Origin of the sequence: Solimonas variicoloris DSM 15731 (assembly GCF_000382285.1) — a bacterium.
Classification (GTDB): Bacteria; Pseudomonadota; Gammaproteobacteria; order Nevskiales; family Nevskiaceae; genus Solimonas; species Solimonas variicoloris.
The window spans coordinates 16,682-33,549 of sequence record NZ_KB907952.1; the positions used below are offsets into that span (position 1 = coordinate 16,682).

The following is a 16,868-nucleotide window of genomic DNA, read 5'->3' on the forward strand; positions in this document are numbered from 1 at the left end:
CTTGGCCTCAGGCGTCCGGGTGGAAGCTCTTGCCGAGCGAGGCCGGCTGGTTGAGGAGGATGGTGCGACCGTCGCGGCAGATCAGCACCAGCACGACGATGGTCGCGAGGTACGGCAGCATCGACAGGAACTCCGACGGGATGTGCAGGCCGAAGCCCTGTGCGTACAGCTGCAGCACGGTGACGCCGCCGAACAGGTAGGCGCCGGCCAGCACGCGCAGCGGCTTCCAGGTCGCGAACACGACCAGCGCCAGCGCGATCCAGCCGCGCCCGGCCGACAGGCCCTCGACCCACATCGGCGTCAGCGCCGTCGACAGATACGCGCCGGCGATGCCGCTGCAGGCGCCGCCGAACAGCACCGCCGCGTAGCGCACGAGCTGCACCGGGTGGCCGATCGCGTGCGCGACCGCCGGCGACTCGCCGACCGCGCGCAGCAGCAGGCCGCCGCGCGTGCGCGTCAGGAACCACTGCACGGCAAAGAACAGCGCGAACGAGGCGTAGACCAGCACGTCGAAGCGGAACAGCAGCGGTCCGAGCAGCGGCAGATCGCTGAGCACCGGCAGCGACAGGTGCGGCACCGCGGCGATCGGCTGGCCGGTGTAGGCCTTGCCGATGAAGGCCGACAGGCCGACGCCGAACAGCGTCAGCGCCAGACCGGTCGCGACCTGATTGGTCTGCAGCTGCAGCGTCAGCACCGCGAAGATCAGCGCCATCGCCATGCCGGCGCCGGCCGCGGCGAGATAGCCGAGCAGCAGGCTGCCGCTGTGCAGGCCGACCGCGAAGCCGGCGATCGCGCCGACCAGCATCATGCCCTCGACGCCGAGGTTGAGGACGCCGGCGCGCTCGGTGACCAGTTCGCCCATCGCCGCGAACACCAGCGGCGTCGCCGCCGCGGCGGTGCTCGCCAGCATCGCAACGAGAAGTTCGGGACTCATGCGCGCCTCACGCGGCGGATGCGCCAGGTGACGAAGGCGTCCATTGCCAGCAGGTAGAACAGCAGCAGGCCCTGGAACAGGCCGGTGATCGCCGACGGCAGCGCCAGATCGATCTGCGCCTGCTCGCCGCCCAGATAGAGCAGCGACATCAGCAGCGACGCGAGCACGATGCCGAGCGCGTGCAGGCGGCCGACGAAGGCGACGATGATCGCGGCGAAGCCGTAGCCCGGCGACACCGAAGGCTGCAGCTGGCCGATCGGCCCGGCGACCTCGCCGATGCCGGCGAGCCCGGCGCAGGCGCCGCCGATCAGCAGCGCCAGCCAGACGTTGCGCTTCTCGCTGAAGCCGGCGTAGCCGGCGGCGGCCGGCGCCAGACCGGCGACCTGCAGACGGTAGCCGGCGTAGGTCTTCTCGGTGAAGAACCACGACAGCGCCGCGACCGCGAGCGCGAAGACGATGCCGAGATTGACGCGCGTGCCCTCGACCAGCAGCGGCAGCAGCTCCCAGTCGTTGAACATGCGCGACTGCGGAAAGTTGAAGCCTTCCGGATCGCGCCACGGTCCGTGCACGAAGTAGCTCAGCAGCAGCTGCGCGACGTAGACCAGCATCAGACTGGTGAGAATCTCGCTGGTGCGAAAACGCGTGCGCAGGAAGGCCGGAATCGCCGCCCAGGCCATGCCGCCGAGCGCGCCGGCGAGCAGCATCGCCGGCAGCACCCAGTGCGATTCGGATTCGCCCCAGGCCAGCGCCACGCCGCTGCCGGCGAGCGCGCCGACCACCAGCTGGCCCTCGGCGCCGATGTTCCAGACGTTGGCGCGAAAGCCGATCGCCAGACCGAGCGCGCACAGCAGCAGCGGCGCGGTCTTCACCAGCAGTTCGCCGAGCCCGTACATCGAACTCAGCGGCTTGACGAAAAAGACCTCGAACGCCACCAGCGGCGCCTTGCCGAGCACCGTGAAGATCACGAAGCCGGTCACGAACATCAGCAGCGCCGCGATCAGCGGCGCCAGCACGCGCATCGTGCGCGAGGGCTGCGTGCGCCGCTCAAGCCGCAGCATGGGACACCTCCGTGTGGGCCGTGCCGAAATCGCCGGCCATCCAGCGGCCGATCTCGGCGACGCTGGTCGTGGCCGGATCGCACAGCGGCGACAGCCGTCCGCCGGCGAGTACGCCGAGCCGGTCGCTGACTTCGAACAGCTCGTCGAGTTCTTCGGAAATCACCAGCACCGCGGCGCCCTGGTCGCGCAGGTCGATCAGCGCCTGGCGGATCAGCTGCGCGGCGCCGACGTCGACGCCCCAGGTCGGCTGCGCGACGACCAGCACCTTGGGCGCGAGCAGGATCTCGCGGCCGACGATGAACTTCTGCAGATTGCCGCCGGACAGGCTGTCGGCGGCCGAACGCTCGTCGCGGCATTTCACGCCGAAGCGTTCGATGATCATGCGCGCGAACGCGCGCGCCGCCGCCGGCCGCACCAGACCGCGCCGCACCAGACCCTTGCCGGCGCCGGTCAGCAGCGCGTTCAGCGCCAGCGACAGCGACGGCACCGCGCCGCGGCCGAGGCGTTCTTCCGGCACGAAGCCGAAGCCGCGACGGCGGCGCTGGGCCGGATCGAGATCGCCGACCGGCTGGCCGCCGAGGCGCACCATGCCGCGCTCGGCGACGCGGCTTTCGCCGGACAGCGCCGCGAGCAGTTCCTGCTGGCCGTTGCCGGAAACGCCGGCGATGCCGACGATCTGGCCGCCGCGCACGCGCAGGTCGATGCCCTGCAGCGCGGTGCCGAACGGATCGGCACTCGGCAGCGAAAGGTTGGTCAGTTCGAGTTCGACCGGCCCCGCCTCGCGCGGCGTCAGCCGGCACGGCGCCAGCTCGCGGCCGATCATCATCTGCGCGAGGCTGTCGTTGCTCTCCTCGCGCGGCAGCGCGCGGCCGCCGACGCGGCCGCCGCGCAGGACCGTGGCGACGTCGCAGAGCGCGCGGATCTCGTCGAGCTTGTGGCTGATGTAGAGGATGCTGATGCCTTCCGCCGCGAGCCGGCGCAGCGTCACGAACAGCTGCTGCACCGCCTGCGGCGTCAGCACCGAGGTCGGCTCGTCCATGATCAGCAGGCGCGGCGCCTGCAGCAGGCAGCGCACGATCTCGACGCGCTGGCGCTCGCCGACCGACATGCTGTGCACGAGGCGGTCCGGATCGACCGGCAGGCCGTAGCGCTCGGACACCTCGCGGATGCGCGGCGCCAGCGCCGCCGGCGAGTCCGCCCCGTCCATCGCCAGCGCGATGTTCTCGGCGACGCTCAGCGTCTCGAACAGCGAGAAGTGCTGGAACACCATGCCGATGCCGAGCGCGCGGGCGCGCGCCGGACTGTCGATGCGCTGCTCGCGGCCTTCCCACTCGATGCGGCCTTCGTCCGGGCGCGTCACGCCGTAGACGATCTTCATCAGCGTGCTCTTGCCGGCGCCGTTCTCGCCGAGCAGCGCGTGAATCTCGCCGGGCTGCACGACCAGGCTGACGCCGTCGTTGGCGACGACGCCGGGGTAACGCTTGCTGATGCCGTGCAGCGCGAGGCGGGGCGTGCTCATGGCGCGGGCTTCCGGCAGCCGGCGCAGTCGCGAGCCGCATCGCCGGCGCAATCCTCGGGCGCCGCCTTGCGCGGCGGCGGCTCCGGCAGCGTGTCGAGCAGCTGCGCGGCGATGCTGACGGCGATCGCCGCCGGCCACTTGCTGCGCGACGCGCCGAGGCCAACCGGACAGGTCAGGCGCGCGATGCGCGCGGCATCGACGCCGTCGCGCGCGAGCCGCGAGCGGAAGCGCGCCGCCTTGCTCTTCGAGCCGATCAGGCCGGCGAAGGCGAAGTCGTCGCGCGCCAGCAGCGCGCGGCACAGCTGGTAATCGAGTTCGTGATCGTGCGTCATCACCAGGAAACGGGTGCCGGCCGGCGCCTGCGCGACGGTCTCGAGCGGATCGCGCGGCACCAGCACGCGGGTGCCGCCGGGCAGCATCGGCGGGAACAGTTCGGCGCGCGCGTCGATCCAGGTCAGGCGCAGCGGCAGCTCGGCGACGATGCGCGCCAGCGCCTGACCGACGTGGCCGGCGCCGTACAGCCACAGCGGCGCACCGCTGGCCAGCCGTTCGCGCAGTTCGACGCCGTCGGCGAGGCGCGTCAGCGTCGCGGCGCCGGCGTCGTTGGCGGCGACGCCCTGCCAGTCGCGCTGCACGGCGCCGCGCTGCAGGCGGCTGCGCAGTTCGAGCGCCGGCTGTTCGTGCAGCGCCAGCGCCAGATCGTCGAGCCAGGCGATGTCGTCGGCGTCGTAGCGTTCCAGCCACAGCTCGACGACGCCGCCACAGCACTGGCCCAGCTCGGTGCCGAGCACGTAGCGCTGCAGGCGCGCCTGCGGCGTGCGCGGCGCGTCGAGCAGCGCGCGCGCCGCCTGCAGCGCCTGCCATTCGAGATGGCCGCCGCCGATCGTGCCGAGCAGCGCGTCGGCGCCGACCAGCATGCAGGCGCCCGGCTCGCGCGGCGCCGAACCGCGCACCACCGCGACCACCACGCGCACGCACGGGCCCTGGCGGCGCAGCAGCGCGGCGGCGGCGCGCGGCCAGTCGCCGAGCGCCAGCAGCGTCAGCGTCGACGACAGCTCCGAGCGGGCGAGCGCGCTCATGCGGCCCAGGCCTCGCCGCGCAGGCGCGCGACCGCGCGCAGCACGGCCTCGGGCGTCGCCGGCGCCGGCAGCTCGACCGGCTGTCCCGGCGTGCCGCAGGCGGCGACCGCGTCGCGGATCGCGTGGTAGACCGACATGCCGAGCATCAGCGGCGGCTCGCCGACCGCCTTCGAGCGATGGATGCTGGCCTCGCGGTTCGGCAGTTCGAGCAGGCGCACCGTGGTGCGCGCGGCCCAGTCGTAGGCGGTCGGAATCTTGTAGGTCGACGGCGCGTGCGTCTTCAGCTCGCCGCGCGCGTTCCACCACAGCTCCTCGGACGTCAGCCAGCCGACGCCCTGCAGGAAGCCGCCCTCAACCTGGCCGCGGTCGATCGCCGGATTCAGCGAGCGGCCGGCGTCGTGCAGGATGTCGGCGCGCAACAGCTTCGTCTCGCCGGTCAGCGTGTCGATCGCGACCTCGGCGACGGCGGCACCGTACGCGTAGTAATAGAACGGCCGGCCGTGCAGACGCTCGCGGTCCCAGTGGATCTTCGGCGTGCGGTAGAAACCGGTCGCCGACAGCGGCACGCGCGCGAAATAGGCCTGCTGCACGAGCTGCTGGAAGCTCATGTGCTGCGCGCCGGCGCTGACCGTGCCGGCCGCGAAGCGCACCGCGTCGGCGTCGACGCCCCAGTTTGCCGCCGCCAGCCGCGCGAGGCGGCGGCGGATGCGGCGCGCCGCGTGCTGCGCGGCCTTGCCGTTCAGGTCCGAGCCGCTCGACGCGGCGGTCGCCGAGGTGTTCGGCACCTTGCTGGTGTCGGTGGCGCTGACGCGGATCGCCGTCAGCGGCAGGCCGAGTTCCTGCGCGACCACCTGCTGGACCTTGGTGTAGAGGCCCTGCCCCATCTCGGTTCCGCCGTGATTGAGCAGCACGGTGCCGTCGCTGTAGACGTGCAGCAGCGCGCCGGCCTGGTTGTAGTGCGTGGCGTTGAACGAGATGCCGAACTTCACCGGCGTCAGCGCCAGGCCGCGCTTGACGACCGGGCTGGCGGCATTCCACTCGGCGATCGCCGCGCGGCGCTGCCAGTATTCGGCATCGGCTTCGAGGCGGCCGGTGATCTCGTGCAGCACGTTGTCCTCGACGCGCTGCCCGTACGGCGTCGTGTCGCGCTCGCCGATGCCGTAGAAATTCAGCTTGCGCACGTCGAGCGGGTCGCGGCCGAGCGCGCGGGCGATGTCGTCGACGATCTTCTCGATCACCATCATGCCCTGCGGACCGCCGAAGCCGCGGAACGCGGTGTTCGACACGGTGTGGGTCTTGCAGCGGTGCGAGACGACCTCGACGTGTTCGAGGAAGTAGGCGTTGTCGATATGGCACAGCGCGCGGTCGTTGACCGGGCCGGACAGATCGGCCGAGTAGCCGCAGCGCGAAGCGATCATCAATTTGAGCGCGCGAATGCGGCCGTCGGCGTCGAAGCCGACGTCGTAGTCGGCGATGAAGTCGTGGCGCTTGCCGGTCGCCAGCATGTCGACGTCGCGGTCGAGGCGCAGCTTCACGGCGCGGCCGGTCTTGCGCGCGAGGATCGCCGCCGCCGCCGCGATCAGCGCCGGCTGGCTTTCCTTGCCGCCGAAGCCGCCGCCCATGCGCCGGCACTGCACGACGACGTCGTGCGCGTGCACGCCGAGCGCGTGCGCGACGATGTGCTGGACCTCGGTCGGATGCTGCGTCGAGCTGATGATCTGCACCGCGCCGCCTTCCTGCGGCAGCGCGATCGCGATCTGGCCTTCGAGATAGAAGTGATCCTGGCCGCCGATCGCGGCGCTGCCGCGCAGGCGCCGCGGCGCCGCTTCGAGCGCCGCCTCCGGCTCGCCGCGCCGCATCGTGCGCGTCGGGATCACGAAGCTCTGCGCGGCGATCGCGTCGCGCGTGTCGAGGATCGCCGGCAGATCCTCGTACTCGATCTTCGCCGCGCGCACCGCGCGGCGCGCCGCCTCGTAGCTGGTCGCCGCGACCGCGAAGATCGGCTGGCCGGCGTACTGCACGAGCGCGTCGGTGAAGATCGGGTCGTCCTGCAGGATGCCGCCGTAGTTGTTGTCGCCGGGCACGTCGGCCGGCGTGGCGACGGCGATCACGCCGGGCTGCGCGAGCACCGCCGACAGGTCGAGCGCGGTGATCGTCGCGTGCGCGCGCGTCGACAGCCCGAACGCCGCGTGCAGGGCGTTGCCCGGCAGCGGCAGATCGTCGGCATACGGCGCGCGGCCGGCGACGTGCAGATGCGCGCTCTCGTGCCGCGTCGCGACGCCGACCGCCGGACCGATCGCGTCGCCGCTCATTTCGCTGTCCTTCGCGGCCGCGCTCATGCGTCCAGCTCCGACAGGCGCAGCACCGCGCCGCCGCGCAACTCCAGCGCGTAGCGGCGCAGCAGGTTGCCGGCGGTCTGCAGACGGTAGGCGCCGCTGGCGCGCATGTCGCTGAGCGGCTGGAAGTCCTCTGCCAGCGCCACCACCGCGGCCTCGAGCGCGGCCTCGTCCCAGACACGGCCGCGCAGCACGGCCTCGGTCTTCGCGGCGCGCCTGGGCGTCGCCGCCATGCCGCCGTAGGCAAGGCGCAGATCGGCGACGCGGCCGTGTTCGAGCTTGAGCGCGAACGCGGCGCAGACCGCCGAGATGTCCTGGTCGTAGCGCTTGGCGAGCTTGTAGCTGGCCAGCCGCCAGCCGTCCGCCAGCGGCGGCACGATCAGCGCGGCGACGAACTCGCCAGGCTGCAGCGCCTTCTTCTGGTAGCCGAGATAGAACTGGTCGAGCGGCAGGCGCCGCGTGCGCTCGCCGTGGCGCAGCTCGACGCTGGCGCCGAGCGCGAGCAGCGCCGGCATCGAATCGCCGATCGGCGAACCGTTGGCGACGTTGCCGACCAGCGTGCCGGAGTTGCACACCGGCGGCGAAGCGAAGCGCCGCGCCAGTTCGGCGAGCGGCGGATGACGGGCGACCAACGCCGGCCAGGCCTCGGCGAGCAGCACGGCGGCGCCGATGCGCAGGCCGTCGGCGCCGTCCTCGATGGTGCGCAGTTCGGCGACCTCGCCGACATAGATCAGCGGCGGCAGCTCGCGCAGGTGCTTGGTGACCCAGAGCCCGACGTCGGTGCCGCCGGCGAGCAACAGCGACTGCGGCGCCGCCGCGTAGCGCGCCGCCAGCTCATCGACGCTGCGCGGCGCGCAGAAGCCCGGCAGCTCCAGCGTCGTCTCGCGGCGCAGGCCGTCGAGCGCGGCCGCCCATTCGGCGTCGCGCGACGGCGGCGGCGGGTAAGCGCCCATGTGCAGGCCGGCGTCGATGATCGGCCGGTAGCCGGTGCAGCGGCACAGGTTGCCGGCGAGCGCGTCGACCACCGTCGCCCGCGCCGGCGCGGTTTCGCGTGCGTACAGCGCGTACAGCGACATCACGAAGCCCGGCGTGCAGAAACCGCACTGCGAGCCGTGGTGATCGACCATCGCCTGCTGCACCGGATGCAGCGTGCCGTCGGCATCGGCCAGGCCGTCGGCGCTGAGCACGGCCTTGCCGTCGACCGTCGCCAGGAAGCGGATGCAGCTGTTGATCGCGCGGTAGCGCAGGCCGCCGCGGCCATCGGGCTCGCCGAGCGCGACCGTGCAGGCGCCGCAGTCGCCCTCGGCGCAGCCTTCCTTGACCGCCGTGCAGCCCGCGTCCTCGCGCAGAAACTGCAGCAGCGTGCGGGTCGGCGCCGGCGCGTGCGCCTCGACGACCTTGCCGTCGAGCAGGAAGCGGACCGTCGCCTCAGCGAAACGTGAATCCTGGGTGGGCATCAGCTACCGCGGTAGGTGGAATAGCTCCATGGAGAGAGCAGCAGGGGCACGTGGTAGTGCTGGGCGGCGTCGGCGACGCCGAAGCGCAGGCGCACCTCGTCGACGAACGGCGGCTCCGGCAGCACCTCGCCGCGGGCGCGGAAGTACGCGCCGGCCTCGAAGCGCAGTTCGTAAACGCCGGCGACGAAGGCCTCGCCCTGCAGCAGCGGTTCGTCGACACGTCCGTCGGCGTTTGTATGCAATCGCTTGACGAGCTCGCAGGACTGGCCGCAGCGATACAGGCTCAGGGCCATGCCGGCCGCCGGGCAGCCGTTGGCCGTGTCGAGCACATGTGTGGTCAGTTTTCCCATCGCCGAAGCATCCCTGGAATCGTCTGGCGGCACCTGCTGTTGCAGGCATCGTAGCGCCGTAGGAGCAAAGCGCGTGCCATCGGCGGAAAATGTCGCCCTGGCGCACGGCAGCGGCGCTTGCGGCCGAGATTGCATGCGATGCCATTGCAGATTGCATGCAATCCGTGCGTCCGATTGTGTGCGCGACGCGCTAAAGCGGGGCATGGATGTCCGCGCCGGCGCGGCCGCGCCACCGACACTACTCTGGGCGACGACGGCGCGCGCGTGGCACAGGCTTTGCGGTTGCGAAAAAGCCGCGCGACCGGCCCGTCGCCGGCAATCGGCCCACTTACGTTCCCGAAGGAGTCACCCCGCGATGCTCGATCTTGCCGTGTTGCGGCGCGCCCTGCGCCCGCGCCTGACCGCCCTCGCCGCCCTGCTCGCCGCCGCGGCGGGATTGTTCGGCGCCGGCGCGGTCGCCGCCGAGCCGCTGAAGGTCGCGTTCGTCTACATCGGCCCGGTCGGCGACGCCGGCTGGACCTACGCCCACGAGCAGGGCCGCCTGGCGCTCGAAAAAGCCCTGCCCGGCCAGGTCAAGACCACCTACGTCGAGAGCGTGCCCGAGGGCGCCGACGCCGAGCGCGTCATCCGCCAGCTCGCCGCCGACGGCAACAAGCTGATCTTCACCACCTCGTTCGGCTACATGGAAGCGACGCTCAAAGTCGCGCGCCTGTTCCCGAAGACCGTGTTCATGCACGCCACCGGCTACAAGACCGCAAAGAACGTCGGCGTCTACGAAGCGCGCGCCTACGAATCTTCTTATCTCCTCGGCGTGCTTGCCGGCGGCAAGACGAAGAGCAACACGCTCGGCTTCGTCGCCTCGTTCCCGATTCCGGAAGTGATCCGCAACATCGACGCGTTCACGCTCGGTGCGCAGAGCGTCAATCCGAAAGTGCGCACCAAGGTCATCTGGGTCAACACCTGGTACGACCCGGGCAAGGAGCGTCAGGCCGCCGAGACGCTGATCGCGCAGGGCGCCGACGTGCTGAGCCAGAACACCGATTCCGCCGCCGTCCTGCAGACCGCGCAGCAGAAAGGCGTCTACGCCTGCGGCCGCAACTCGGACATGTCGCGCTTCGCGCCGAGCGCGCAGCTCGCCGCCGGCATCGTCGACTGGGGCCCGTTCTACATCCAGACCGCCAGAGACGTGATCGCCGGTACCTGGAAGAGCGCATCGACCCGATGGGGCGTCGCCGAAGGCATGGTCGACGTCGCGGCGCTGCTGCCCGGCCTGCCCGCGCCGACGCTGAAAGCCTACGGCGACCAGAAGAAGGCGCTCGCCGAACATCGCTTCGAGGTCTTCCAGGGCCCGATCAAGGATCAGAGCGGCGCGCTCCGCGTCGCCGCCGGCAGTCAGCTGACGACCGAACAGCTGATGGCGCTCGACTGGTACGTGCACGGCGTCGACGCGCCGCTGCCGCGATAAACCCCGAATTCCGGAACCAGACCGTGATGAAACCGCACACCGCCCTCGCCGCTCTCGCGCTGGCCTTCGCCGCGACGTCCGCAGCCGCCGCGACGCCACCGGCTGCGCCGCCCGCGTCCGCGCCGATGCCGATCCGCGCCGTCGTGCTCGTCAACTTCGAGATCGGCGCCGACAGCGGCGACGCGGCCGGCGAGTTCCAGCGCTGGTACGAGCGCGGCATCGACGGCAAGGGGCCGCTCGACTGCGTGCCGCTGCCGCAGAGCACGCACGCCGCCTGCCTCGACCGCGCGCGCGGCGTGCTCGTCACCTACACCGGCCTCACCGCCGACCGCGCCGCGGCCAGCGTGATGGCGATGGGCATGGACCCGCGCTTCGACTTCCGCCACGCGTACTGGCTGATCGGCGGCATCGCCGGCATCGACCCGCACGACGGCACGCTCGGCTCGGCGGTCTGGGGCCGCTGGGTCGTCAACGGCGACTGGGCGCACGAGATCGACGCCCGCGAAATGCCGAAGGACTGGAAGACCGGCTATCTGCCGTTCGAGCGCAAGACGCCGTACGCGCAGCCGGTCGGCAACGACTACGGCAAGGTCTACGCGCTCAACGGCGCGCTGCGCGACTGGGCCTACGCCCTGACCCGCGATCTCCGGCTCGACGACGACGACAAGATCGCCGCGATCCGCGCCGCCTATACCGAGGACGCCGCCGCGCGCGAGGCGCCGAAGGTGATGCGCGGCGACAACCTGTCGGCCGGGACCTTCTGGCACGGCCGGCTGCTCAACGACTGGGCCAACGACTGGGTGAAGTACTGGACGCGCGGCGACGGCGAGTTCGTGACGACCGCCGTCGAGGACAGCGGCATTCTCGAAGCGGTCCGCTTCCTCGATGCCGGCGGCAAGGCCGACTTCTCGCGCGTGATGCTGCTGCGCACGGCGAGCAACTTCAGCATGCAGCCGCCCGGACTGAGCGCCGCCGACAGCCTCGCGCGCGAACTCGACGGCTTCGGCGCGATGCAGCCGGCCTGCGAGGCGCACTGGCGTGTCGGCAGCGCCGTGGTGCGCGAGCTGACCGCGAACTGGGCGAAGTACCGCGACGGATCGTTCGCGCCGTAAGGCGCCGGCGGGGCAATCGCACTTGGCGGGCTTGCGGCGGCAGCCGCAGGCGGTGCGGCCTTTTCCCGATCGGGAAATTTTTCTTGCATTTCGGCCGATGAGCGCCAAAATATCCCGATCGGAAAAATCATCAGCCTGAATCCGGCTTTCGGATCGACTTTTCCCGATCGGGAAAGAGCCATGCACGATCGAAGCCCCATCAACGACGCCACCGACCTCGGCCTCGCCATCCGCGCCGCCCGCAAGCGGCAGCGGCTCACGCTGGCGCTCTGCGCCGCGGCCAATGGCGTCAGCGTGCGTTTCCTGTCGGAGCTGGAGCGCGGCAAGCCCGGCGCTTCCGTCGGCACTGCGCTGCGGATCGCGCGCTCGGTCGGCCTGCGACTGTCCGTCGAGGTCATCGACTGATGCCCGGCCGGCTCTGGGTCTTCCTGTCCGGACAGCGCGTCGGAACGCTGGACGAACGCCACGGCAGGCTGTCGTTCACCTACGAAGCCGGCGCTCACGCGCCCTTGTCGGTGCGGCTGCCGCTGCGCGCCGAGCCTTACGACGACGCGTCCTGCCGCAGCTTCTTCGACAACCTGCTGCCCGAAGGCAGCTGGCGGCAGTCGATCTGCCGCCAGCTGCGCATCGACGAGCGCGACGATTTCCGCCTGCTGGCGGCGATCGGCGCCGAATGCGCCGGTGCCGTCTCGCTGCATGCCGACCCGGCATGGACACCGGTACGGGGCGTCTACCGGCCGACGACGGAAGTCGAGCTGCGCCGCTGGGTGCTGAATCCCGCGGCGCGCCCGGCACTGCAGAGCAGCCCCGGCCTGCGGCTGTCGCTGGCCGGGGCGCAGGACAAGCTGCTGCTGCATTTCGACGGCCAGACCCCTTGCCTGTGCGAGGGCGGCGCGCCCAGCACCGTCATCCTCAAGCCCGACATCCACGATCCGGCCAACGCGATCGAACTCAGCGCGTTCAACGAACGGCTCAGCGTGTGTCTCGCCCGGCAATGCGGCATCGATGCGGTCGACGCGTTCTGGTACGCGGGCGCCTATGCCGTGCACCGCTACGACCGCGTGCTGCGTCCCGACGGCTGGCAGCGTCTGCACCAGGAAGACTTCGCGCAGATCGCCGGCGTGCCCGCCGTCGCCAAGTACGAGGAGCACGGCGGGCCGGGCTGGCAGCAGTGCTTCGCGATCGTCGACGACTGGATCGCGGCGCCGGCGGCATCCCGCCTACAGCTGCTGCAACGCCTGTTCTTCAATCTGTGCCTCGGCAATAACGACGCCCACGCGAAGAATTTCGCACTGCTGCACGAGCTCGACGGCCGCCGTCCGCGTCTGGCCCCGGCCTATGACCTGCTGTGCACGCAGGTTTACGGACCGCTATCAAAGACCATGGCCATGGCGATCGGCGGCGAAGCAGATCCGACGCGGCTGAACCGCGCAGCCTGGGCGCAGTTCGCCAAAACCAGCGGCTTCACCATCACGATCCTGCAGCGCTTCGCGGCGCAGATGGCGGCGCAGGTCGCCAAGGCCCTGCCCGATCTGCTCGCGCGGACCGAGGCCGCCCATCCTGCGCTCAAATCGGATCTCTATCCCGCACGTCGCCGGCTCGCGTTCTTCCGCCGCTATGCTGCCACGGTCGCCGGCAACGGCGAGCGCCTGGCGGCCTCGTTCGCCGCGTGACGCGCAGCGCCGTCCGGCGCCGGCGAAGAACCCGGTTCAGGCCGCCGGCGCGAAGCGGATCTCGCGCGCGGCATCGATCGGGTTGGCGTCGGCGACGAGATCGTTGAAACGGTAACTGGCGATGCGCGCCGCCTCGACGACGCCGGCGGCACGCTCGACGGCCGGCGAGTTGGCGAGTCGCTCCCGGCCCTGCGCGAGCACGCGCTCGTAGCGCTCGACCTCGCGCGCGCAGACCACCAGCGGGAAGCCGAAATGGCGGCGGTAGGCCTGCGCCAGCTCGCGCACCTCGTGATGCGCGTCCTCGCCGAGCGTGCCGAGCCCGGCGGCGTCGTGATCGAGGATGTAGGCATTGCCGGCGTCGGCCTCGCTGCCGAGGTCGGCGTAGGCGTTCAGCAGCGCGAGCTGCTGCGCCGTGTCGCCGGCCAGCAGCGCCTCGCCGAACGCCGCGCGCAGCGCGCGCGTATCGGCGTACGGGCGCTGCGCCCAGGCCCGCTCCAGGACCCAGGGCACATGCTCGACGAGGCCACCGAAGGTGCGCGCGAACGCGTCGTACGACATCGCGTTGACCTGCTCGAGCATGACGAGCCCATGCTCCGGCCGCCCGGCGACGGCGGCGTGCGCGCCGCCGACGTGGTGGAACAGCGCGTTGAGCAGGATCGCGGTGAGCGCGCCGAGCGTGATGCCGCTGCCGAAGATGATCTGCGCCCAGTCCGGCACGCCGGTCGCCACGAAGGGCTGTGCGGTGACGAGCATGGCCAGGCCGAGGCTGGTGCCGACGATGACGAGATTGCGGTGATCGTTGAAGTCGACCTTGGCCAGCGTCTGGATGCCGACCACGGCGACCGCCGCGAACATCGCCAGCGCGGCGCCGCCGAGCACCGGATGCGGAATGCCGGCGACGATCGCCGCCGCCTTGGGCATCGAGCCGAGGATCAGCATGATGACGCCGGCCGCGCAGACCACCCAGCGGCTCTTGACCTGCGTCAGGCGCACCAGGCCGACGTTCTCTGCGTAGCAGGTGTACGGAAACGAATTGAGCACGCCGCCGAGCATCGTCGCCAGGCCGTCGGCGCGCAGCGTGCGCGCGATGTCCTCGCGGCGGATGCGCTTGCGCACGATTTCGCCGGTCGCGTAGACGTCGCCGGTGCTCTCGACCATGGTGATCAGCATGACGACGATCATCGACAGGATCGCGGTGACGCTGAAGCTCGGCCAGCCGAAGTAGAACGGCAGCGTGTAGCCGAGCGGCGCCGCGCTCTCGACCGCGTCGAAGTGCGCGTCGCCGAGCAGCCACGCGACCAGCGTGCCGGCGACCAGACCGGCGAGCACCGCGATCGTGGCCATGAAGCCGCGGAAGAAGCGCTGGATCGCGACGATCAGCGCCAGCGTGCCAAACGCGTACAGCAGGTTCTTCAGCAGCACCGGATTCTGGATCGCGTTCGGGCCGCGGCCCATGACGACGTCGTTGGCGGCGACCGGCAGCAGACCGATGCCGATGATGAGGATCACCGTGCCGGTGACGACCGGCGGAAAGAAGCGCGCGAGCCGCGCGAAGTACGGCGCCGCGAAGAACGCGAACAGGCCGCCGGCGAGCACGGCGCCGTAGATCGACGCCAGCCCCGCGCTGCCGCCGCCGGCGGCAAGGCCGATGCTGATCATCGGCCCGACCGCGGTGAAGGTCACGCCCTGCAGCAGCGGCAGGCGCACGCCGATCTTCGGGCCGAGACCGACCGACTGGATGATCGAGGCGATGCCGCAGGTGAACAGATCGGCGTTGATCAGGTGGATCAGCTGCCCGGTCGACAGACCCAGACCGCCGGCGACGAGGATCGGCACCAGCACCGCGCCGGCATAGAACGCCAGCACGTGCTGCAGGCCGTAGGCCGCCAGCTTCGGCAGCGGCAGAACCTCGTCGACCGGATGGATGCGCGCGTTCATGCTCTGCCCCTGCGCTGCGGCGTCCGTTCAGGGCGCCTTCTGGATGTCGACCTCGATGCCGGCGTCGCGGGCGACGCCGCGCAGGCGCTGCAGCAGCGCGTCCGGCGCGCCGCGTTCGACGCGGATGTGCAGCGGTCGCGACGGTCCGGCGCCGGCGTGCTTGCGGATCTCGATCGCCGCCTGCTGCTCGGTCAGCTGCAGCCCGGCCCAGAGAATCTGCCCCTGCGCGTCGAGCACCAGCGACAGGTCCTGGCCTTCGGCGCCGAGCACCTGGCCGAAGTTCGGACCGATCAGCGCGCGCAGGAACGCCGGCGTCGCCCACGCGGCCTTGCCCGCGTAGCGCTCGATGAACGCGGCGTCGCCGCCGATGCGCTCGCGGCCCGGACTCCAGGCCGGCGTCAGCACCGAGCCGACCAGCAGGTACGGCGCCTCCGGCCGCAGCACGATGGCCTTGGCGGCGCCGGCCGGCACCGGCACGAACGGCGTCTGGCCGTGCGCGACGTCGCGGCCCATCACGTAGTGCGCAACGCTGCCGTCGGCGAGGAACAGGTAGTAGTCGGCCGGGCCGCCCTCGATCAGCGACTGGTAGTCGTCCGAGTACAGCCAGTGCAGATGGTTCTGCGGCGAGGCCGGCGTCAGCATGAAATAGATCGCGTTGCTGGCCGGCGAACGGCCGTCGCCGGCCGTGACTTCGAGATCCGAAACGCGCAGCACGCGGAACAGGCCCGCCTCGCCGTTCAGGGGCACCAGGCCGAGCCGCTCGATCAGCTCGTCGCGGCGCGCGTCGGCCGCGACCGACGGCGCCGCGGCCGAGGCCGCCATCGCCGCCGGCGCGGCGCACAGCGCCGCGGCGAAGAGGACTTTGCGCAGCGCCCGCCTCACGGCGTGCCCGGCACGCGGTCGCGATAGACGTCCCAGTGCGAGACGATCTCGTCGACGACCTTGGAGCCGACCTTGTACGCCGCCTCGACCGACATGTTCAGCGCCGCGTAGCCCTCGCCCGGCGCGCCGCTGTGGTCTTCGAGCAGGTTCTGCGCGGCGGTCAGGCCCGGCGGCTGCATCGTGTAGTTGCTCGCCGTGCGCAGCACCATCAGGCGGCTGTAGTCGGCCTTGCCGGTCGGCGACAGATAGCTCAGCGACTGCGCGGTGCCGGTGTCCTCCATCGCCGAGGACACGAACTCGCCCTTGCCGTCGGTCCAGTACTTGGTCCACCGGTTGGCCCACTCGTTGAGCAGCTTGCCGTGCCAGTAGGTCATCGCCGCCAGGTTGTCGCCCTTGAGCACGAACGGTGGCTTCTGCGCGTTCGGATAGCCCTTGTAGAGCGCACGACGCTTCTGCAGCACCGGATGATCGCCAAGATCGACGTCGCGGGTCAGCTGGAACGCCCAGTCGGTCAGCGCGCCGTTGAGCTTGAACATCTCGCCGGTCGGCTTCGGCCGGGGCTGGCCGTACGGCCCCTGGGTGCCGCGCGGGAAGTAGCCGGTCGGCCAGCCCTTGGGCATTTCGCGCGCGTCGATCTCGTGCGCGAGATCGCCGTCGACGAGATATTCGGCCCAGGCCGCCGAACCGATCGACGCGTCGGCCGGATCGAAGCCGGCGATGCCGGCGACCAGCCAGTACGCGTGCGAAAGATCGAAGCGCGGATCGAGGCCCAGCGCCATCACCGCGGTCGCCGAGTTCGCCGTGCCCATGCCGGTGACCATGCCGAGCACGCCGGTCTGCGGGTTGAACCACAGATCGTGGTGATGCGCGAACGCGAAGCGCTGATCGAGCTGCTGGCGCTCCTTCCACAGCTGGAACTCGCCGGCGGCGTCGCCGCTGTCCTGGCCGATCTCGAACATCGCGACGACCACGACCTTGACCTCAATCGGCTTCGCTGCCGCGGCGACGGCCGGCGGCGCGGGCGGCGGCGGCGCGGCGGGCGGCGGCGCGGCGGGCGGCGGCGCG

General features: G+C 71.3%; 14 protein-coding genes. 4 read left to right on the top strand and 10 right to left on the bottom strand.

Going from position 1 to position 16,868, the window contains the following annotated elements:
- Nucleotides 1–7 precede the first annotated feature (7 nt).
- From H149_RS0117935 to uraH, 7 genes are read right to left on the bottom strand one after another with little or no spacing between them, the layout of a single operon-like run.
- Nucleotides 8–934: an ABC transporter permease gene (locus H149_RS0117935; RefSeq protein WP_020651158.1), complete on the bottom strand. Its 927-nt coding sequence runs from the start codon at nt 932–934 to the stop codon at nt 8–10.
- On the bottom strand, nt 931–1,992 hold the full coding sequence (locus H149_RS0117940; RefSeq protein ID WP_020651159.1) for an ABC transporter permease: 1,062 nt from the start codon (nt 1,990–1,992) through the stop codon (nt 931–933). Before H149_RS0117940 ends, H149_RS0117935 begins: the two co-directional genes overlap by 4 nt.
- Complete coding sequence (locus H149_RS0117945; RefSeq protein WP_020651160.1) at nt 1,979–3,511, bottom strand: ABC transporter ATP-binding protein; 1,533 nt, start codon at nt 3,509–3,511, stop codon at nt 1,979–1,981. Before H149_RS0117945 ends, H149_RS0117940 begins: the two co-directional genes overlap by 14 nt.
- Nucleotides 3,508–4,590, bottom strand: coding sequence for a xanthine dehydrogenase accessory protein XdhC (xdhC, locus tag H149_RS21635; RefSeq protein ID WP_020651161.1), 1,083 nt, complete (start codon nt 4,588–4,590; stop codon nt 3,508–3,510). The genes H149_RS0117945 and xdhC overlap by 4 nt, the downstream gene beginning before the upstream one ends.
- A complete protein-coding gene (xdhB, locus tag H149_RS0117955; protein WP_020651162.1) occupies nt 4,587–6,929 on the bottom strand; it encodes a xanthine dehydrogenase molybdopterin binding subunit in 2,343 nt (780 codons plus the stop codon). Before xdhB ends, xdhC begins: the two co-directional genes overlap by 4 nt.
- The gene (gene xdhA, locus H149_RS0117960; protein ID WP_020651163.1) at nt 6,926–8,383 is read right to left on the bottom strand and encodes a xanthine dehydrogenase small subunit; all 1,458 of its coding nucleotides are present in this window, start codon (nt 8,381–8,383) and stop codon (nt 6,926–6,928) included. Before xdhA ends, xdhB begins: the two co-directional genes overlap by 4 nt.
- A complete protein-coding gene (gene uraH / locus H149_RS0117965; protein WP_026353292.1) occupies nt 8,383–8,733 on the bottom strand; it encodes a hydroxyisourate hydrolase in 351 nt (116 codons plus the stop codon). Before uraH ends, xdhA begins: the two co-directional genes overlap by 1 nt.
- 355 nt (nt 8,734–9,088) lie before the next feature.
- Between uraH and H149_RS0117970 the strand changes: the two genes are divergently transcribed.
- The 4 genes from H149_RS0117970 (at nt 9,089) to H149_RS21640 (ending at nt 12,983) form a co-directional block, all read left to right on the top strand.
- The gene (locus tag H149_RS0117970; protein ID WP_020651165.1) at nt 9,089–10,198 is read left to right on the top strand and encodes a BMP family ABC transporter substrate-binding protein; all 1,110 of its coding nucleotides are present in this window, start codon (nt 9,089–9,091) and stop codon (nt 10,196–10,198) included.
- A 26-nt stretch (nt 10,199–10,224) separates the two neighbouring features.
- Nucleotides 10,225–11,310 carry a purine-nucleoside phosphorylase gene (locus H149_RS0117975; RefSeq protein ID WP_020651166.1) on the top strand — a complete coding sequence of 362 codons (1,086 nt, stop codon included), beginning with the start codon at nt 10,225–10,227 and terminating at the stop codon, nt 11,308–11,310.
- Between the two features lie 180 nt (nt 11,311–11,490).
- Entirely contained in the window at nt 11,491–11,715 is a 225-nt protein-coding gene (locus tag H149_RS0117980; protein WP_020651167.1) for a helix-turn-helix domain-containing protein, read from the top strand.
- Nucleotides 11,715–12,983, top strand: a complete 1,269-nt coding sequence (locus tag H149_RS21640) for a type II toxin-antitoxin system HipA family toxin (protein ID WP_020651168.1) — start codon at nt 11,715–11,717, stop codon at nt 12,981–12,983. The genes H149_RS0117980 and H149_RS21640 overlap by 1 nt, the downstream gene beginning before the upstream one ends.
- Before the next feature lie 36 nt (nt 12,984–13,019).
- Here the strand turns inward: H149_RS21640 and H149_RS0117990 are convergent, their stop codons facing one another.
- The 3 genes from H149_RS0117990 to H149_RS21650 all read right to left on the bottom strand — a co-directional run.
- Entirely contained in the window at nt 13,020–14,921 is a 1,902-nt protein-coding gene (locus tag H149_RS0117990) for a solute carrier family 23 protein (protein ID WP_020651169.1), read from the bottom strand.
- A gap of 27 nt (nt 14,922–14,948) precedes the next feature.
- Nucleotides 14,949–15,803 (bottom strand): cupin domain-containing protein, encoded by an 855-nt coding sequence (locus H149_RS22440; RefSeq protein ID WP_020651170.1) that lies wholly within the window; start codon nt 15,801–15,803, stop codon nt 14,949–14,951.
- Nucleotides 15,800–16,868, bottom strand: a 1,069-nt coding sequence (locus H149_RS21650) for a purine nucleoside permease (RefSeq protein ID WP_020651171.1), incomplete at its 5' end; no start/stop codon positions are given. The genes H149_RS21650 and H149_RS22440, both read right to left, overlap by 4 nt.

What these genes read in the sequence shown, in the direction of transcription:
- H149_RS0117935 (WP_020651158.1), bottom strand. Translation starts at nt 934, where the DNA reads ATGAGTCCCGAACTTCTCGTTGCGATGCTGGCGAGCACCGCCGCGGCG.
- H149_RS0117940 (WP_020651159.1), bottom strand. Translation starts at nt 1,992, where the DNA reads ATGCTGCGGCTTGAGCGGCGCACGCAGCCCTCGCGCACGATGCGCGTG.
- H149_RS0117945 (WP_020651160.1), bottom strand. Translation starts at nt 3,511, where the DNA reads ATGAGCACGCCCCGCCTCGCGCTGCACGGCATCAGCAAGCGTTACCCC.
- xdhC (WP_020651161.1), bottom strand. Translation starts at nt 4,590, where the DNA reads ATGAGCGCGCTCGCCCGCTCGGAGCTGTCGTCGACGCTGACGCTGCTG.
- xdhB (WP_020651162.1), bottom strand. Translation starts at nt 6,929, where the DNA reads ATGAGCGCGGCCGCGAAGGACAGCGAAATGAGCGGCGACGCGATCGGT.
- xdhA (WP_020651163.1), bottom strand. Translation starts at nt 8,383, where the DNA reads ATGCCCACCCAGGATTCACGTTTCGCTGAGGCGACGGTCCGCTTCCTG.
- uraH (WP_026353292.1), bottom strand. Translation starts at nt 8,733, where the DNA reads ATGGGAAAACTGACCACACATGTGCTCGACACGGCCAACGGCTGCCCG.
- H149_RS0117970 (WP_020651165.1), top strand. Translation starts at nt 9,089, where the DNA reads ATGCTCGATCTTGCCGTGTTGCGGCGCGCCCTGCGCCCGCGCCTGACC.
- H149_RS0117975 (WP_020651166.1), top strand. Translation starts at nt 10,225, where the DNA reads ATGAAACCGCACACCGCCCTCGCCGCTCTCGCGCTGGCCTTCGCCGCG.
- H149_RS0117980 (WP_020651167.1), top strand. Translation starts at nt 11,491, where the DNA reads ATGCACGATCGAAGCCCCATCAACGACGCCACCGACCTCGGCCTCGCC.
- H149_RS21640 (WP_020651168.1), top strand. Translation starts at nt 11,715, where the DNA reads ATGCCCGGCCGGCTCTGGGTCTTCCTGTCCGGACAGCGCGTCGGAACG.
- H149_RS0117990 (WP_020651169.1), bottom strand. Translation starts at nt 14,921, where the DNA reads ATGAACGCGCGCATCCATCCGGTCGACGAGGTTCTGCCGCTGCCGAAG.